The organism is Acinetobacter sp. YWS30-1 (genome assembly GCF_033558715.1).
In the GTDB taxonomy this organism is placed as follows: Bacteria; Pseudomonadota; Gammaproteobacteria; order Pseudomonadales; family Moraxellaceae; genus Acinetobacter.
This window is the reverse complement of the sequence record NZ_CP114606.1, coordinates 616369-633327: the sequence shown is the minus strand read 5'-3', so window position 1 is coordinate 633327 and position 16959 is coordinate 616369. Positions and strand designations below refer to the sequence as shown.

Annotated in this window: 15 protein-coding genes; 3 read left to right on the top strand and 12 right to left on the bottom strand. The window is 45.0% G+C overall.

Annotated elements, in window-relative coordinates; genetic code table 11:
• Positions 1-34 precede the first annotated feature (34 nt).
• From O4M77_RS02955 to O4M77_RS02940, 4 genes are all read right to left on the bottom strand, one after another.
• Positions 35-1030, bottom strand: a complete 996-nt coding sequence (locus O4M77_RS02955; RefSeq protein ID WP_323713797.1) for a cell division protein ZipA C-terminal FtsZ-binding domain-containing protein — start codon at positions 1028-1030, stop codon at positions 35-37.
• Position 1031: 1 nt separating this feature from the next.
• Complete coding sequence (smc, locus tag O4M77_RS02950; RefSeq protein WP_323714082.1) at positions 1032-4484, bottom strand: chromosome segregation protein SMC; 3453 nt, start codon at positions 4482-4484, stop codon at positions 1032-1034.
• An 11-nt stretch (positions 4485-4495) separates the two neighbouring features.
• Positions 4496-5191, bottom strand: coding sequence for a GntR family transcriptional regulator (locus O4M77_RS02945; protein WP_005234246.1), 696 nt, complete (start codon positions 5189-5191; stop codon positions 4496-4498).
• 194 nt (positions 5192-5385) lie between these two features.
• Complete coding sequence (locus O4M77_RS02940) at positions 5386-6189, bottom strand: sulfite exporter TauE/SafE family protein (RefSeq protein ID WP_180138565.1); 804 nt, start codon at positions 6187-6189, stop codon at positions 5386-5388.
• A 27-nt stretch (positions 6190-6216) separates the two neighbouring features.
• Here O4M77_RS02940 and O4M77_RS02935 point away from each other — a divergent pair, with 27 nt between their 5' ends.
• On the top strand, positions 6217-6972 hold the full coding sequence (locus tag O4M77_RS02935) for a biotin--[acetyl-CoA-carboxylase] ligase (protein ID WP_284880215.1): 756 nt from the start codon (positions 6217-6219) through the stop codon (positions 6970-6972).
• A 14-nt stretch (positions 6973-6986) separates the two neighbouring features.
• Positions 6987-7727: a type III pantothenate kinase gene (locus O4M77_RS02930; protein ID WP_323713796.1), complete on the top strand. Its 741-nt coding sequence runs from the start codon at positions 6987-6989 to the stop codon at positions 7725-7727.
• Here O4M77_RS02930 and O4M77_RS02925 read toward each other — a convergent pair.
• From O4M77_RS02925 to ffh, 3 genes are all read right to left on the bottom strand, one after another.
• Positions 7681-8286 (bottom strand): RBBP9/YdeN family alpha/beta hydrolase, encoded by a 606-nt coding sequence (locus O4M77_RS02925; RefSeq protein WP_323713795.1) that lies wholly within the window; start codon positions 8284-8286, stop codon positions 7681-7683. The genes O4M77_RS02930 and O4M77_RS02925 overlap by 47 nt on opposite strands.
• 137 nt (positions 8287-8423) lie before the next feature.
• On the bottom strand, positions 8424-8999 hold the full coding sequence (locus O4M77_RS02920; RefSeq protein ID WP_323713794.1) for an RBBP9/YdeN family alpha/beta hydrolase: 576 nt from the start codon (positions 8997-8999) through the stop codon (positions 8424-8426).
• A gap of 159 nt (positions 9000-9158) precedes the next feature.
• Positions 9159-10565: a signal recognition particle protein gene (gene ffh / locus O4M77_RS02915; protein ID WP_004783356.1), complete on the bottom strand. Its 1407-nt coding sequence runs from the start codon at positions 10563-10565 to the stop codon at positions 9159-9161.
• 138 nt (positions 10566-10703) lie between these two features.
• Here ffh and O4M77_RS02910 point away from each other — a divergent pair, with 138 nt between their 5' ends.
• On the top strand, positions 10704-11513 hold the full coding sequence (locus O4M77_RS02910) for a cytochrome C assembly family protein (RefSeq protein WP_004783358.1): 810 nt from the start codon (positions 10704-10706) through the stop codon (positions 11511-11513).
• A 55-nt stretch (positions 11514-11568) separates the two neighbouring features.
• Here the strand turns inward: O4M77_RS02910 and O4M77_RS02905 are convergent, their stop codons facing one another.
• From O4M77_RS02905 to pcaF, 5 genes are all read right to left on the bottom strand, one after another.
• On the bottom strand, positions 11569-12348 hold the full coding sequence (locus tag O4M77_RS02905) for a class I SAM-dependent methyltransferase (protein ID WP_323713793.1): 780 nt from the start codon (positions 12346-12348) through the stop codon (positions 11569-11571).
• A 141-nt stretch (positions 12349-12489) separates the two neighbouring features.
• A complete protein-coding gene (locus O4M77_RS02900) occupies positions 12490-13089 on the bottom strand; it encodes a gamma carbonic anhydrase family protein (RefSeq protein WP_323713792.1) in 600 nt (199 codons plus the stop codon).
• Between the two features lie 42 nt (positions 13090-13131).
• Positions 13132-14073, bottom strand: coding sequence for a phenylacetic acid degradation operon negative regulatory protein PaaX (paaX, locus tag O4M77_RS02895; protein WP_159123525.1), 942 nt, complete (start codon positions 14071-14073; stop codon positions 13132-13134).
• Between the two features lie 60 nt (positions 14074-14133).
• On the bottom strand, positions 14134-15426 hold the full coding sequence (paaK, locus tag O4M77_RS02890) for a phenylacetate--CoA ligase PaaK (RefSeq protein WP_323713791.1): 1293 nt from the start codon (positions 15424-15426) through the stop codon (positions 14134-14136).
• 58 nt (positions 15427-15484) lie between these two features.
• Positions 15485-16696 (bottom strand): 3-oxoadipyl-CoA thiolase, encoded by a 1212-nt coding sequence (pcaF, locus tag O4M77_RS02885; protein WP_323714081.1) that lies wholly within the window; start codon positions 16694-16696, stop codon positions 15485-15487.
• Between the last annotated feature and the right edge of the window lie 263 nt (positions 16697-16959).

The window sequence follows — 16959 nt, the reverse complement described above, 5'->3', positions numbered from 1 at the left end:
TATTAAAAAATCTTAATATCTAGTTTCAAGAAGCTTAAACTTCTGCAGTCTGCCCAGCACGATAATCAATCGCCTGATGACGCCAGAATTCACGTAATTGCGGGGTCATTTCCTGCTGGTTCTGATCATAAACCAGACCATCCACTTCACGCGCAATCAGACGAGAAATGCTGTCCATGGTATCGAAAGCATTCTGTACATCGCTATGCGGTAAAGCCAAGAAGAATGCCAGACCTTTGACTTCTTCAGTCGACAGGGTTTCTAGGTCAAAACCTTCCATACCGGTATCCGCCATACGCAACACCGAAAATAGCAATTTTGAGCCATCTTCACTATAGCGATGGAAACATGCCAACTCACCATAACGCAGGCCATATTTCAGTAAAACTTTTAAGGTTTTTTCACCTGACAGTGCACGGCCTTGTGGATAAACATGCAATGACATAATCGTTTCAGCATTGGCTAGCGAACATTCTTCATCCACAATTTTTTGCTCATGGAGATGTGCATCCAGAATACTGCTTTCATCATTAAAGTCAGAAATTTCAGCTTTTTCAATATTACTATTCAGGCTAAATTCAGCGGCTTTAGGCTCTTTTTCTTCTTCTGCTACTTCTACTGTTTCAGGCTTGTTTTCTTGTTCAGCTGACGTAGTGTTTTCTTCTGTTTTGGCTGCTTCCTCTGCAACCACCTGTGTATCGAGCGGACTTGCTGCTTTGGTTTCTGGCTGGGCGGTTTCAGTCAAAGTTGGCTCTACTTTGACTGCTTCTTTTTGTTCTGTCTCAGGTGCAATGTTGTCTACCACTTCTTCATTCAGACTCGGTTCAACACGTGCAGCTGCCGGACTTTCGGTTTTAGACAGTTGAGAACGTACATGCCTCGGAATAACCGGAGTCTGGCTGTCAGGATCAATATGAAGATCCGCATCCAGTGACGGTACAGCCTCCGCAGGTTTTTTCAAGATCAGTCTTATGCCGAATAGCATAATCACAATTGCAATAACAATCCCGATAATTGTGGTGATTTCCATGTTATACCTCCGCAGCTAAGCCGTATTCTTTTGCCTGTTCCAAATTTACTGTCACTAATTTTGAGGTTCCCGGTTCAGGCATGGTTACACCTAAAAGATCAGTCGCCATCATCATTGCAAGTTTGTTATGGGTAATATAAATAAATTGCACTTGTTCAGAAAGCTCTTTGACTAAATTACAAAAACGTCCCACATTGGCATCGTCCAGCGGTGCATCCACTTCGTCCAATACACAGAATGGTGCCGGATTTAAGCGGAAAATTGCAAAGACCAGTGCTAATGCAGTTAAAGCCTTTTCACCACCAGAAAGCAGTGCCAGTGAGCTATTGCGCTTGCCTGGTGGGCGTGCCATCAGTTTTACACCCGATTGCCATCCATCTTCAAGACTTAAACTCGCCTCACCACCCTCAAATACTTTCGGGAACAGGTTTTGCAGCTCGGCATTGACCTGATCGAAAGTATTCATAAACAGCTTACGGGTTTCCTGATCAATACTTTTCATTGCTGCCTGCAGCTGTTCAACGGTATTTTCCAGGTCCTGAATCTGATGGCTGAGTTCGCCATAGCGTTTCGAAACTTCTTCATACTCTTCAGAAGCTGCCAGATTCACCGCACCCAGTTTATCGAATTGAGCCTGTGCTTTTTCCAGTTTAGCCTGATGTACTTTTACATCAATATTTAGCCCTGAAATTACTTCACTATTCAACTCTTTCAGCTGCTCTGAATAATGCTGTAAATCGGATTTTGCTGCCTGCCAGGCCAGACGTTTGGCTTCAAGTTCAGTACGCAATTGTTCATCTTGCTGCTGGAAAGTATGGCGCTGCTCATTCAGGTGCTGCTGCTTGCTCTGGATCTGATTCAGCTCGATCTGCCAGTCTGCCCAGGTTTTTTGCAGTTTTTCCGTGATCAGTGCCTGTTCATTGAACTGGCTCTGTAAAGCAGGTAATTCCAGCTGTACCGGATCGACAAACTTTTTGGCCTGTTCTATTTGCGCAATAATCTGCTGATATTGTTCTTTTAAAAACAGCTGGTCTTTTTCTAGCAGTTCAGCCTGCTGCTGGCTTTGTACTGTTTGACGGCGCAGTACTTCTAATTCCTGCTGCGCCTGCTGAGTGACTAGCTGTGAGTCTTCAAGTTGAGCATTGAGTTCTTCCAACTGAAATTGCAAGGTCTTGTAGTTGGGCAGTGCCTGTTCCAGTTTCAGATTCAGTGCATGCAGATCAATTTCCAGATCATCTTTCTGCATCGCATCTTCTTCCAGCTGCTCATCCAGTTGCTGTAACTGGTTCTGCAATTGCTGTTTCTGTACCGCAAAGGCCTGCGTCGCACTCTGAACTTTGGCAATGTTCAGATCAAGCTGTTGTAACTGCTTTTGTGCCTGCTTCTGCTGCTCATTGATGCTTTGAATCTGGCTTTGCAAAGCTTTTACTTGAGCAGTGAGTTCAGGAAGCTGTTGCTCTAGATCTGCGAATTTCGGTTCAAGCTGAGCCAGTTGCTGCTCGATTTCATCCAGACGGATACGATGACTCAGTGCCCCTTGTCCCGCCTGACTGGCTTCATCATAATCCAGTGCAATCATCCAGTCGGGACCGACATGATAGCCATCCAGACTTAAGATCGACTGGCCTGTATGCAACTGCGTTTGTAAACCAAGCGCCTGTTTAAAGTTCTCAGCTACGGCCACCTGTTGCCAGAGCGAATATTGAGGTGCTTCAATCCAGTCTGCTAAACAAGGGAGTCCATCAAGCTGAATATTATCCTGTGTCGTCTGAGCTTTGAGCTGGCGTGCACTATTTTCCAGAAAATGCTCAGTTTCTTCTAATACTTGTGCAGAAAGCCATTTCGCCAGGAACTTTTCAATCAAACTGGCATAAGCTTTGGCCTGTGGATTCAGCTTCAGCACTTGCATTAACTGCACCGCATCCGCTTTGGCGTTTGGATTGGCTTTGGTCAGTAACTGGCTCAGGTTTTTGCGTTCTGATTGCAGCACCTGAATTTCTGATTTCAGCTGCATGAGCAATTGCTGCTGGCTTGCCTGTTCTGCCTGTAGCTGCTCAAGCTCAGTTTTCAGTGTTTTGAGCTGAGCCTCAAAGCCAGTGATTTGCTGTTCAGTTTCAGCTCTATCAGTCTGATACTGTTCCAGCTCATCTTGCTGCGCCTGCTGCTGAATTTGTGCTGCCTGCTGTTGCAAGGTTTCTTTTTGCTGTTCAATCCGGACAATATTTTTAGCCAGCTGTTCACTTTGCGCCAGCATTTGCTGTTTACGTTGTTGCTGTTGCTCAACCTGGGTTTTAATTTGAGCAAACTGGGCAGCAATTGTGCCTTGCTGGGATTTCAGATCAGTCAGACCCTGGTTTTGTTCCTGACTTTGACCTTCCTGCTTCTGCAATTGTGCAGTCTGATCTTCGAGTTGTTGATGCAGGGTGTCCAGTTGCAATTCAATCAGCTGTAAACGTTCTTTGGTTTGTGCTTTTTGTTCTTCCAGCTTCACCAGACTGCTTGAGTTCTGCTGCAATAAGGACTGCTTTTGCTGCAGGGTCATTTCCAGTTCGCTGAGCTTTTTCTCAGCCTGTTGCCATTCAGTTTGTAGCGGTGTGGACTGTTGAATCAAGCGCTGGAACAGTTCACTGGTCGCTCCCAGATCATGCTCAACAGTAGTCAATTCAGAACGTACCAGCTTAAAATTCTCGCCCAGCGTATTCATCTGCACAGTATATTCTTCTTGCAGACGCTGGCTCTGCTCACACTGGAACGACAGGATTTCAATCTTGATGGTACGGATCTGGCCTTCCAGTTCCTTATATTGAATGGCAGTTTCTGACTGGCGTTTCAAGGTTTTAAGCTGAGACTTGAGTTCAGAGGCAATATCTTCCAGACGCGACAGGTTCTGCGTCGTGTGATCCAGATGCAGCATGGTCTCGCGGCGACGTGCCTGATAACGGGAAACCCCGGCAGCTTCTTCAATAAAAACCCGCATTTCTTCCGGCTTGGCATCTACCAGACGGTTAATCATGCCCTGTTCAATAATTGCATAAGAACGCGGCCCCAGACCGGTTCCCAAGAAAATATCGGTAATATCACGACGTCGGCATTTAGTGCCATTCAGGAAATATTCAGACTTGCCATCACGGTTGACCTGACGACGCACTGCCAGCTCATTATAGGCATTATACGCACCGCCCAGCTTGCCATAAGTATTATCAAAACGCAGTTCTACACTGGCGATGCCCACCGGTTTGCGCTTGGCTGTTCCGGTAAAAATCACATCCTGCATGCTGCCACCACGTAGTTGGCGCGCACTGGACTCACCCATCACCCAGCGTATGGCATCAATCACATTTGATTTACCACAACCATTGGGTCCCACCACTGCAGTCCGGTTATCCTTGAAGTGTAAGGTGGTACTGTCAGCAAAAGATTTGAAGCCTGAAAGTTTTAAACTGCTTAAACGCATAGTGTCCTGATTTAACGTCGTGAGCGTCTGGCCCACGCGAGTTCAATTTGTTTCATCCGTGTCAGAGATTCCAACACAAGGTTGCGCAAGTGTCGACAAAAATCTTCCATAAATAACGTCGCCTGATGGGATTTACGAATTAAAATCGCTTCCGTCACCAGTTTAAATAATTCAAAAGATTCCTGTAGCTCACGTCTTGAAATATTCAGGGTCAGAAAATAGCTACGGCGTAAAGATGGTAATAGTTCCTGATAGTAGCGCATCAGGTAAAGATTACCGACCATCTCCTGTTGCTGGGCCATTCCCTGAAAGATCAAATCATAAAACTTTTCGGTATGGCCTTGGCGGGTTTCGGCTTCCAATTGTTCTAATAGTAGCTGAATGCGCTCTGCCTCATGACTGCGCCAGGTCTCTGCCATGCGATGTACCATCTGCCCCAGCAATAAAGAGGTCAGGTCAAACAGGGCACGAACCTGCATGGCCGACATTTCCGAAACAATGGCGCCACGACGCGGGAAGATTTCAATCAGCTGGGTACGTTCAAGCAAGAGCAAGGCTTCACGGACTGATCCCCGACTGACGTCAAGTTCCGATGCAATTCTGAGTTCCTGGATGCGTTCGCCTTCAACCAGTTCACCCCGGATAATCTGTTCACTGATATGCTTGGCAATCTGTTCAGACAAACTGTGTGCTTCTTGTTGTTGCATACTGTTCCTGTCTTATTTTTATTGATGCAAGTGCAGTCATTCTGGATGACTTTTCAGTTATTAAACGGCTTTTTTGCAGAAAATACTTTGACATTGTCAGACAATCTTGTGTCTATACAGCCAACCCAGTCAAAGAAAAAGGAGAATAGTGACCCATTCTCCTCAAAAAATTTAGCTGATAAAAAATGAGTAGTTCAGGCAGTAAAGCCTTGATAGATAAAATACAGACCAACTGTAGTCAATAAGGCCGCAAAACATTTTTTTAATAGAACTGGTGATAATAAATGCGCCACTTTTGCACCAAATTTTGCAGTGATAAAACTCATCACACTAATACCAATAAACGCATAAATATGAATATAACCAATCGTATTTGGTACTTCGACTTCAGCTTTCTGACCAAACCAGATAAAACCTAAGGCACCAGCCACTGCGATCGGCAAACCGCAGGCAGCAGAAGTGGCTACTGCTTTCTGGATGACGACACCACAACGATTCAGGAAAGGCACAGTCAAACTGCCGCCACCAATCCCGAATATGGCCGATGCCACGCCAATGCCACCACCCGCTGCCAACTGTAATGCGGCTGAAGGCAATTTCTGATTCGGATCAACCTGATAATGCACGCCTCTAAACATTCTGAATGCAATCCAGACTGCAAAGAAGCCAATCAGCAATTGCAGACCTTGGCCCGATAAATAATCTGCAATACCAGCTCCCAAGAATGAGCCAATGACCAGGCCAGGTGCCAGATTACGCACTACATCCCATAACACTGCTCCTCTTTGGTGATGTGCCATCACCGAACTGATTGAGGTCACAATAATTGTGGCCAGAGAAGTTCCGACTGCCATATGCATAATCACGCTTGGATCGTACTGGAGCTGGGTAAAAACAATGTACAGAATTGGCACGATAATCAGGCCACCACCAACGCCAAACAGGCCTGCGGCAAATCCTGCAATTGCACCAATCAATAAATATATGATTAACTCCATAACGACATTTACCACGTTTAGATTCAAATGGATGTAGAAACTCGCGAACTGCAGCAACGTTTAAGTCAAGCAGGCCAGCTTCCTGAAGTGTTGCTGATCAAGCCCATTACCACATCGACCAATGACGATGTCCGGGAACTGGCAACCAAAGGGGTACAACAGGTACTGGTGTGTAGCCGCGTGCAAACCCAAGGACGTGGACAGCGTCAACGTCAGTGGATTTCTCCTGAGGGGAACATCTATTTAAGCACATTGCTGCATACACAAAAAGCAATCGATGGTCGTCTGGCGCTGGAAATTGCGTTAAATATCCTGCAAATGCCAAGTCTAAAAGGACTGGACTTGCAAGTGAAATGGCCCAATGACCTGTACAGCCTGCAGGGGAAATGGGGCGGCATTCTGATTGAACCGATTTCGACCCAACAGGTGGTAGTTGGTGTCGGGATCAATGTCAGTCCACTCACGGAAAGCATTCCAGACCAGCAGGTGACTTCTCTGACTGAATTGGGACTACCGCATGCTTCACGTGTAGATCTGATTGCCGAGTTGTATCTGGCTATTCAACAAGCGGGTGAATGGTTTAATTATGGTAGTCAGAATCTGCCAGCACGGTTTAACCAATATGCTGCATTTTTCCAGCAAACAGTTGAATTTACCGATATTCAAGGCCAATATTCCGGAACTTTCCTCGGCATTCAAGACGATGGTGCGGTCATTATCGAAACGGATGCAGGTACGCAGACATTTTATCAGGGGCAACTCCGTCTTAAAAACGGTGGCTGAACAGGCATCATTCAATGAAAAAACTATGGCTGGATATCGGCAATACACGACTCAAGTACTGGATTACGGAGCAGAACCAGATCATTGAACATGCTGCGGAAATGCATTTGCAATCCCCTGCCGACTTACTTCTCGGTCTGATTCAGCATTTTAAGAGTTTGGGCTTGCATCAGGTCGGAATTTCTTCAGTACTAGACAAAGCAAATAATGTCCGAATTCAATCGATTTTGACCTGCCTGAACATTCCTGTAGTTTTTGCCACGGTACAGGCACGCTATGCCGGTTTGATCTGTGGCTATGATGATCCTTCCCAGCTTGGGATTGACCGCTGGTTGCAGGTGCTGGCCGTTGCCAAGTCAGCTGAGAAAAATTATTGTGTAATTAGCTGCGGGACTGCCCTGACCATTGATCTAGCCCAAGGTCAGAAACATCTCGGCGGTTATATCCTGCCGAATCTGTATTTACAACGCGATTCCCTGATCCAGAATACCAAAGGCATTAAAATCCCGGATGCAGCTTTCGAGGAACTCAGTCCTGGGCGCAATACCATTGATGCCGTGCATCATGGCATTTTATTCGGTCTGCTCAGCACCATTGAAAAAGTACTGCAAGATTTTCCGGCACAGTTGATCCTGACTGGTGGAGATGCTGCGCTGTTTGCCCAGCATCTCGAACGGTTTCAGCCTATTATTGAACCAGACTTATTACTTAAAGGCCTGCAGCATTTTGCAGATCATTTGCCAGACACAGTTTGAGCAGCTCGAGCAACTTTGAAAAATCGGCATAGCCATCCAGCTTGTTAAAATGCCCTGCATTTTTGATTTCAAAAATCTGTGCATTCAGGCTATGGCCCAAACGCAGTGAAATCGGTGCAGGTACATAAGGATCATTGCTGGAAAGCAGCATTACAAAGCGTTTGGCACCATGTGATAGATTGTTCAGATCTAGCTTTACTGCCTGCACCATTTTATTCAGTTCCGACCAGGCCACCAGGGGTGTATCAAAAGCTGCGACTAATATGAGCCCGCCAATTTTCAATTGTGTACGGCTATAGTGTTCTTCAAGAAACTTTAGAGCACTCAAGCCACCCAGGCCATGCGCAACAATAAAACTATGCTCATCTAGGTGCGGAATCTGCAGTTTCAGGTTGTGCTGCCATTCTTCCAGATCAGGTTGAAAGGGATTAGCCAGCATGATCCGTTTGGCCTCGAATCCCGCGTCTTTGATCTGCCGGCTCAACCACGGATACCAGTGGTCATTTGAGGTCGCCTGATAGTCAGGCACGATATAGACTTTCTTCGTTATATTTTTCATAGCATTGTACTTATTATATTGAGAGCAAAATGCTCCGACAAAAGTTAAGTTTTTAATTATTTATTAGCGGATGAAATTCAATATTCCTTATTCAACTTCATCCTGTCATCATTGAACCAATCTGTTCATCATCCTCCCTATTCAGTGGAAGATTGGATCAGATAAGGCTGAATCACTCGCCAGACTTCTGGCAGTTCAATACAGCCTTGAGAATTAATGAAATGCCCTTGATGTTCGGCACAGACTACGATTGCATCCAGACTTTCCGCCTGTTCCAAACTAAAGTCAGGCTGAACCCGATCATCACCTTCCGAATAAATCACTACACGTTCATCAATCTGGCGTTTTAGTAAATCAAAATCCACTTCAGCCACGTCAATGAACGGATTAACTTCTTCCAGACGTCCCAGTCTGCCATTGAAACCGGCCACTAATACCAGTTGTTTAATTCTCTGATTTTTTAATTCGCGACTTAAATAATGTAATGCAGCCAGACATCCCAAGCTATGTGCAATAAAAATACTGTTTTCGTCAATCCCGTCAATCTGTTCACGCATTTGCTGTTCCCAGACCTCTAATTTTGGCGTAGTTGACGGGTCAAGTCTGAGTACTTTCAAGCTGACATGTTCCTGCTGGGCTTTTTCCTGAATCCATGGAAACCAGTTTTCTTCAGGACTTGCGGTATAGCCATGCACCACAATCACTTGAGTCATTAGATACATCCTTCTATATTATTTTATTTCGAATGTTTTCGAGTCTGCCTGATTTTTCTAGAAATTTGGGTAAGCAAATGTTGTTTTGTTTAAACTGGATATAAAAGAAAATACAGACAATAAAAAAGGCGCTATACGCGCCTTTCTTACTTAAAACATTTATTTTTTGTCGTTCCCGCCGAACAGTGGACCCATGCCACCGCCACCACCAAACTGTTTTTGCAGACCGCTCAGTGATTTCATCATTTTTGCCATACCCGACGGATTAGCAAATTTCTTCATCATCTTCGCCATTTGCGCATGCTGTTTGATCAGCTTGTTGACTTCTGACACTTCCATACCGCAACCTGCCGCAATACGCTTTTTACGGCTTGGATTCATCAGGTCAGGGTTACGACGTTCCTTAATGGTCATCGACTGGATAATCGCTTCCATTTTCTTCACTTGCTTTTCAGGATTCGCCTGCGCAATCGCATCTTGAATACCAGAATTGCTCATGCCTGGAAGTTTGTCCAGGAAGCCCATCATGCCGCCCATCTTGTTCATCTGCTCGAATTGCATCAGCATATCTTCAAAGTTGAAGCTACCACCTTTCTGCAATTTCTTCGCCATTTTCTCGGCTTTTTCTTTGTCGATTTTGCGTTCAACTTCTTCGACCAAAGAAAGCACGTCACCCATGCCCAGAATACGCTGTGCCACACGTTCCGGATGGAATGGCTCAAGCGCATCCAGTTTTTCGCCCATACCGAGGAACTTGATTGGCTTGCCAGTAATCGCACGAACAGACAGTGCTGCACCACCACGCGCATCACCATCGGTTTTGGTCAGGATCACACCCGTCAAAGGAAGCGCATCGTTAAATGCTTTGGCCGTATTTGCCGCATCCTGACCGGTCATGGCATCAACCACGAATAGGGTTTCAGTCGGATTAATCGCTGCATGCAGCTCTTTAATCTCTTCCATCATATCGTCATCGATATGCAGACGACCTGCGGTATCGACAATCAACACATCGGCAAACTGGATTTTTGCCTGTTCAATTGCACGATTAACGATGCTGATTGGTTTTTCAGTAGCACTCGATTCAAGGAAAATCGCGCCAACTTCACCAGCCACTGTCTGTAACTGCTTGATCGCAGCCGGACGATAAACGTCGGCAGACACCATAGCTACTTTTTTCTTTTGACGCTCTTGCAGGAAGCGCGCAAGTTTGGCTGCAGTCGTGGTTTTACCCGCACCCTGCAAACCGGCAAGCAGTACCACCACCGGTGGTTTTGCTGCAAGGTCAAGGCTTTCATTAGCCTCGCCCATCATTTTGGTCAATTCGTCATAGACGATTTTGACGAAGGCTTGCCCTGGTGATAACTGAGTCATCACTTCCTGGCCTAATGCTTCTTCCTTAACTTTCGCGATAAATTCACGAGTTACAGGTAACGCAACGTCGGCTTCAAGAAGTGCCATACGTACTTCACGTAACGTATCTTTAATATTGTCTTCGGTTAGCTGCCCTGAGCCAGTAACATTTCTTAAACTCTGCGTGAGTCGTTCTGTTAAGGTATCAAACATTGCAAAATCCGCTTAAAATAGCCAGTAGCAAAAAATTGTTTCTTAAAATAGAAAATTTATGCATAGAATGCTATAGGATACTGTAGTTCGCACTGAATTTATATAAATGAATATTCATCACCCTTAAAAAGGTTTGACATGCTTAGCCTACCCTTGGTTTACACGATCTTAGCATTAATCGCTTATACCTCCTCTTTTTGGTATCTGTTCATTCATTTAATGACTAAACGTACTCCAAATCAATGGTTTGTCGGCTTAACAGCTTTAGTCGGACTGGTACTGCATGCTTTGGTTTTATCAGGTGACATGTATACCCCGATGGGGATGAATTATGATGTATTCGCCTTACTTTCCTTTACTTCAGGGCTAATGCTACTGCTAAGTATCATTTACAGTACCTATCGGCCGATTATTGCGCTAAACCTGATTGGTATTCCCGTCGCTGCGACCGGCCTGATTCTCGGTTTCAGTTTTACCCAGCCAGCGAAAGTCATTGCACAGAATTCCCTAGGTCTTGATATTCATATTATCTTGTCCCTATCCGCTTATGCTGTGTTATTGATGGCGACGATTCAGGCCGTCATTTTGCGGTTTCAGGATCGTGAACTGAAGAAAAAACAGAAACGTCGGGTTTGGGTGAATCTGTTGCCCTCCTATCAGGATATGGAATCTTTATTGTTCGATATGCTGATGACCGGTTTCATTTTACTGACACTGGCATTGGGTTTCGGCTTCTTTACCATCGATAATTTCTTTGCCCAGCATCTGGCCCATAAGACTGCCTTTAGTATTGTGTCCTGGCTGGTTTATGGTGCATTACTGATCGGCCACTGGAAATTTGGCTGGCGTGGTCAGAAAGCAGTGCGCTTTACCCTGCTTGGGTTTGGCCTGCTGGCGCTCGGCTTTATCGGTTCCAAATTTGTGCTAGAAATGCTGTTAAATAAATAAGCTGATTGATCTTCGATCGGTATTATAAAAGCCCAGCTAAGACTGGGCTTTTTATTTAATTATCCATTCCTTTATCTGGATTTATCCTTCCCACTCGTAGCGATAGCGGCCAACTCACCACCCGGGGCAATTCTGGATCTTCCCATTCTGGCAATAAGGCATCTGCCAGTACATTCAGCGGATTATGTCCGAGTGCCTGGGTGGCTGCTTTTACGGCTGACCAGGTACTCATATAGCCTATCAGTTGGTAAAAGTTCCACTCGACTTGTAATACCGGCGGCTGCACAGAAATTTCCTGAAATGGAAATGGCAGATTTTTGTATCCTTCATCGACATGGCGACGTTCAGGTGCCCAATAGGGCGCAATGGTCACTTCATAAAAATGTCTGAAATAATGATTCAGATGTTCTTCATCGATGCTGAATACCCCATAACTAATAAGAGCCAGAATGGCATTGGGTTTTGCAATACGGCGAACCTCCGCATAGAACTTGTCCAGATCCAGCCAATGTGCAGCCTGTGCAACTGAAATCAGATCCACACTCTGGTCAACACATGGGATTTCTTCGGCTAAGGCCTGATGATATTGAATTTTCGGATGAGGTTGGGCCTGTGCGATTTGTTCACTACTCGCATCAATGGCAATCACCTGATCAAAATAATGTGCCAAAACCCCTGAAAACTGTCCTGAGCCACAGCCAACATCTAAAGCTACTTTCGTACTCGGTGCCAACTCTGCCAATATCTTTCCCAAAACATCCGGATAATGCGGGCGAAACAAGGCATAATCTTGGGACTGCTGGGAGAAATGGTCTTTAAATTCCTGACTTTCCATCTGCACTTTCCTGACCTGTTTTCTCACAGCTTAACTCGATCCAGAAAGGCGGCAATAGTAATTTAGTTTCATTTCCAATAATTTTTAAAACTAAAAAATTAGCGTATTTTAATTATTTATAGTTTTGAAAAATCAGCGAGTTTAACTATTTTGCTTGATCTGATAATCCGCTTTAAAGTTCTGATAATCACGTCGCTCTGCGGAATCTTCAGTTAAAGCTTCTACTTCCTGCAAGGTATTCAAACAACGTGCAGTGAGCTGGATATATTGCTCGGTGCCATGGCTTTTCCAGACAATTTCTTTTTCTTCTAAAGGACGAACTACTTTCGCCGGACTGCCAAGTACCAGATTATTTGCTGGTACTTTGAATTTAGCCTTGACTGTACTGTTGGCCCCAACAATGACATTCTCCCCGATTTCGGCCTCATCCAGAATCACACTATTCATACCGATCAGGGCATTTTTTCGTACCACGCAGCCATGCAGAATGGCACCATGACCGACATGGCCATATTCTTCAACCAAGGTCACACTGTCCGGAAATCCATGGATGGTACAGGAGTCTTGGACATTGGCATTTTTCTGGATATGAATCCGGCCAAAATCGGCACGCAGCGAAGCGAACGGACCAATATAAACTCCGGCTTCAATGATCACATCACCGATCAGCACAGCCGTAGGATGGATATAAGCTTCAGGGCTGACGACAGGAATCACCCCATCAATCGCATAACATGGCATAGACTCCTCCTTGAGCTATTACATTCATGATTTTTTTAAATATTAAAAGGTCAATTCCGGCTGCTTTAAACCACCAAAACGTTTATAAAATTGTGGATGCGCAGGTGGCATAAGACCTTCCGCTGTCCGGGCAGTCTCCAGAAAAAACTCATCTCCTGCTGCAAATACCGCCTGATATAGATTGGTACTTAAGTTACGTGCAATCAGTGACAACCAGTCTGTTGGCAATAGTTCAAATGGCAGATTCGGGTCTTTCAATAAAATACGGCGATACTGGTGGATCAGCAGGATACGGATCTGAAAGGCTTGTACCGGATCCAGTTCCTCTTCATTTTCCACCAGATAGAAAAATTCACGGAAATCGCTAATAAATTTTTCATAACGCTGATGCAGTTCCGGGATTGGCCAGTTAGTCTCAACCATGCGTTTAATGGTTGGATAAGATTCCTGCCAAAGCTGCAGGGTTTCTGCACGGAATACTACCACCTGATCAGTCATCTTGTTATTCAGTAAGAGGTTTTGCAGTTTCTGCTGATCACACCCCGGATAGGCCATGACATTGGTCGCGATATTGGCAAAGCCTAACCATTCCAGTTCTTTTTTCAGTGTCTGTTTATTTTCCAGTTCAACTGAACTGAGCAGAACCAGATCCCATTTCTGATCCCATTCATTATGCTGGAAGCTATAAATTTTCTGGTCTGCGGTAATAAAACGCTGACGGCTGCTTTCGGTAATACGGTAATAACTGGTGCGGCCAATCTTTTCTGAACTCAGCCAGCCATTTTGTACCAGACGGAATACAGCGGTACGCACAGAACGCTCATTGAAGCCGAATACATCCATCAGTTGAATCAGGCTGGCAAGACTAATGACTCCCCCGCGGTGATAAATACTGTCACCAAAAATCGTCATTACCAATGAGGTTCCACTAAGGGTCTCATTCTGAATGAAATCATCAATTACTTGTTTTAATTTCGGATTCATTACGTTCAATTTACCTTGTTAAAGCCGGATGACAGACCTGAGCCTGTCATCCAGACGTATTTAAGCGGACTTTCGGATATCAAACACCCGCTGAGCCTTACCTTCAGAGCGTGGCAAGCTACCTTCCGGTAAAACTTCCACACTGACACTAATCCCGACCATGGTCTTGATTTGTACTTTCAGCTGATTTGCCAATTGGTGTGTCATATTTATAGCATTATCTTTACGCATTTCGGTACGAATATGCAATGTATCCAGGTGACCCTGTTTACAAATCTGAATCTGATAATTTGGAATAAGCTGCGGAATATGCAGGATTTGCTCTTCAATTTGTGATGGGAACACATTCACACCACGAATAATCATCATGTCATCACTGCGACCGACAATCTTGTCCATACGACGCATGGTACGTGCTGTACCTGGCAATAAGCGTGTCAGATCACGGGTACGGTAACGAATCACTGGCATACCTTCTTTGGTAATAGTGGTAAATACCAGTTCACCTAATTCACCATCAGATAATACTTCACCAGTTTCCGGATGGATAATTTCAGGATAGAAGTGGTCTTCCCAGATGGTAGGTCCATCTTTGGATTCCAGACATTCCATCGCCACACCTGGCCCCATCACTTCAGACAGGCCATAAATATCCAGTGCATCAATACCCAGACGTTCTTCGATTTCACGGCGCATTTCATTGGTCCAAGGTTCCGCACCAAAGATCCCGGTCTTGATGGAACAGTCCTTGGCAGTCCCGAATTTTTTCTCCAGACACTCAATAATGTTCAGACAATAAGATGGCGTGACCATTAAAGCTGTTGGCTTGAAATCATGAATCAGCTGTGCCTGCTTGTCGGTCTGGCCACCTGACATTGGAATTACGGTGGCACCCAGACGTTCTACGCCATAATGTGCACCTAGGCCACCAGTAAACAAGCCGTAACCATAAGATACCTGAATCGTATCTTTACTGCTGAGTCCGGCTGCACGTAACGAGCGTGCCACCACATCTGACCAAGTATTAATGTCATTCTGGGTATAACCGACTACAGTAGGCTGACCTGTGGTTCCTGAAGAAGCATGTACACGGACAATCTGCTCCTGAGGCACAGCAAACATGCCAAATGGATAGTTTTCGCGCAGATCCTGCTTGGTGGTAAAGGGGAATTTTGCCAGGTCTTCCAGTGATTTCAGATCATCCGGATGCACACCGGCTTCATCAAACTTTTTCTTGTAAACCGTACTGTTCTGATAGGCATGCTGCAGCATTTTTTTCATACGTTCCAATTGCAGGCTACGTAATTCATCTACTGAAGCGGTTTCAATCTGTTCCATTGCATTGTTATTCATATTCTTGCTCCTGCTGCAGTCATCCTGACTGCTGATGATTTCTCTTTTGATTCAGTCCTTAAGCCACATTTTCCAGAATCAGTGCGACACCCTGTCCAACACCGACACACATGGTACAAAGGGCATATTTTCCTTGCTTGCGCTGTAATTCTTTCATGGCAGTAATCACGAGTCGTGTACCGCTCATTCCGAGTGGATGGCCAAGGGCAATAGCACCCCCGTTTGGATTGACTCGTGGATCATCATCCTGAAGGCCTAGCTCACGTAGCACTGCAAGTGCCTGTGCGGCAAAGGCTTCATTCAGTTCGATCACATCCATCTGTTCCAGACTTAAGTTTGTCTGTTTTAATACTTTCTGTATCGCTGGTACTGGTCCAATCCCCATATAGCGTGGCTCTACACCTGCACTGGCAATTCCTACCACCCGTACTAGCGGTTTCAGTCCATATTGTTCTGCGAAATATTTATTACCCAGTAGCACACAGGCTGCACCGTCATTGACACCAGACGCATTACCCGCAGTTACCGAACCACCTTCCTTTCGAAATGGTGCTTTTAAAGAAGATAACTTTTCTAAAGTAGTATCGGCACGTGGATGCTCATCTTCAGTAATCACCTGAGTAGAACCTTTAGCACCTTTGATTTCTACTGGCAGGATTTCTGCCTGAAAAATGCCATTCTGCTGTGCCTGTGCAGTTTTTTGCTGACTGTGATAAGCAAACAGATCCTGATCTTCACGATTAATCTGATATTTTTCAGCTACGTTTTCTGCCGTTTCCGGCATGCTATCTACGCCGAAACCTGCCTTGAATTTTGGATTGATAAAACGCCAGCCAATGGTGGTGTCATAAATTTCCGGAGTACGGCTAAATGCTGTGGTTGGCTTGGATTGTACAAATGGCGCACGGCTCATGGATTCTACCCCACCGGCCACTACAAATTGCGCTTCACCCGATTTAATTGCACGTGCTGCCAGGCCGACCGCATCCAGACCGGAAGCACAGAGACGATTTACAGTAATAGCAGGTACGCTTTCCGGCAGGCCCGCTAAAAGTGCTGCCATACGCGCGACATTACGATTATCTTCACCGGCCTGATTGGCACAGCCTAAAATCACTTCATCAACTTCTGCCCATGGCAGGTTAGGATGCTGCTGTTTTAAATACTGGATCGGTAAAGCAGCAAGGTCATCGGCGCGAATACTGCTCAAACCACCTGCGTAACGACCAATTGGGGTACGAATACCGTCAAAAATATAAACATGTTCCATCATTTTTATTCCTTAGCCCGCCACACGTAACTGTGTTGGCGATACTTGTTGCGCCTGTCCTAGCGCTGTCTGCTTAGTTCAATATATACCAGGTTGTATCACTCTTCACCAAAAATACGATACATATTTTTTAAGATTTGTAAATTTGTGTCATATTAAATTCTATTTACTCACCCGAATCATTTATCTGAATAAATAAAATAAAAAACAAATTACATATCAATAGCTTGATTAGAAAAATATTACGTAAACCCATGTTTTCA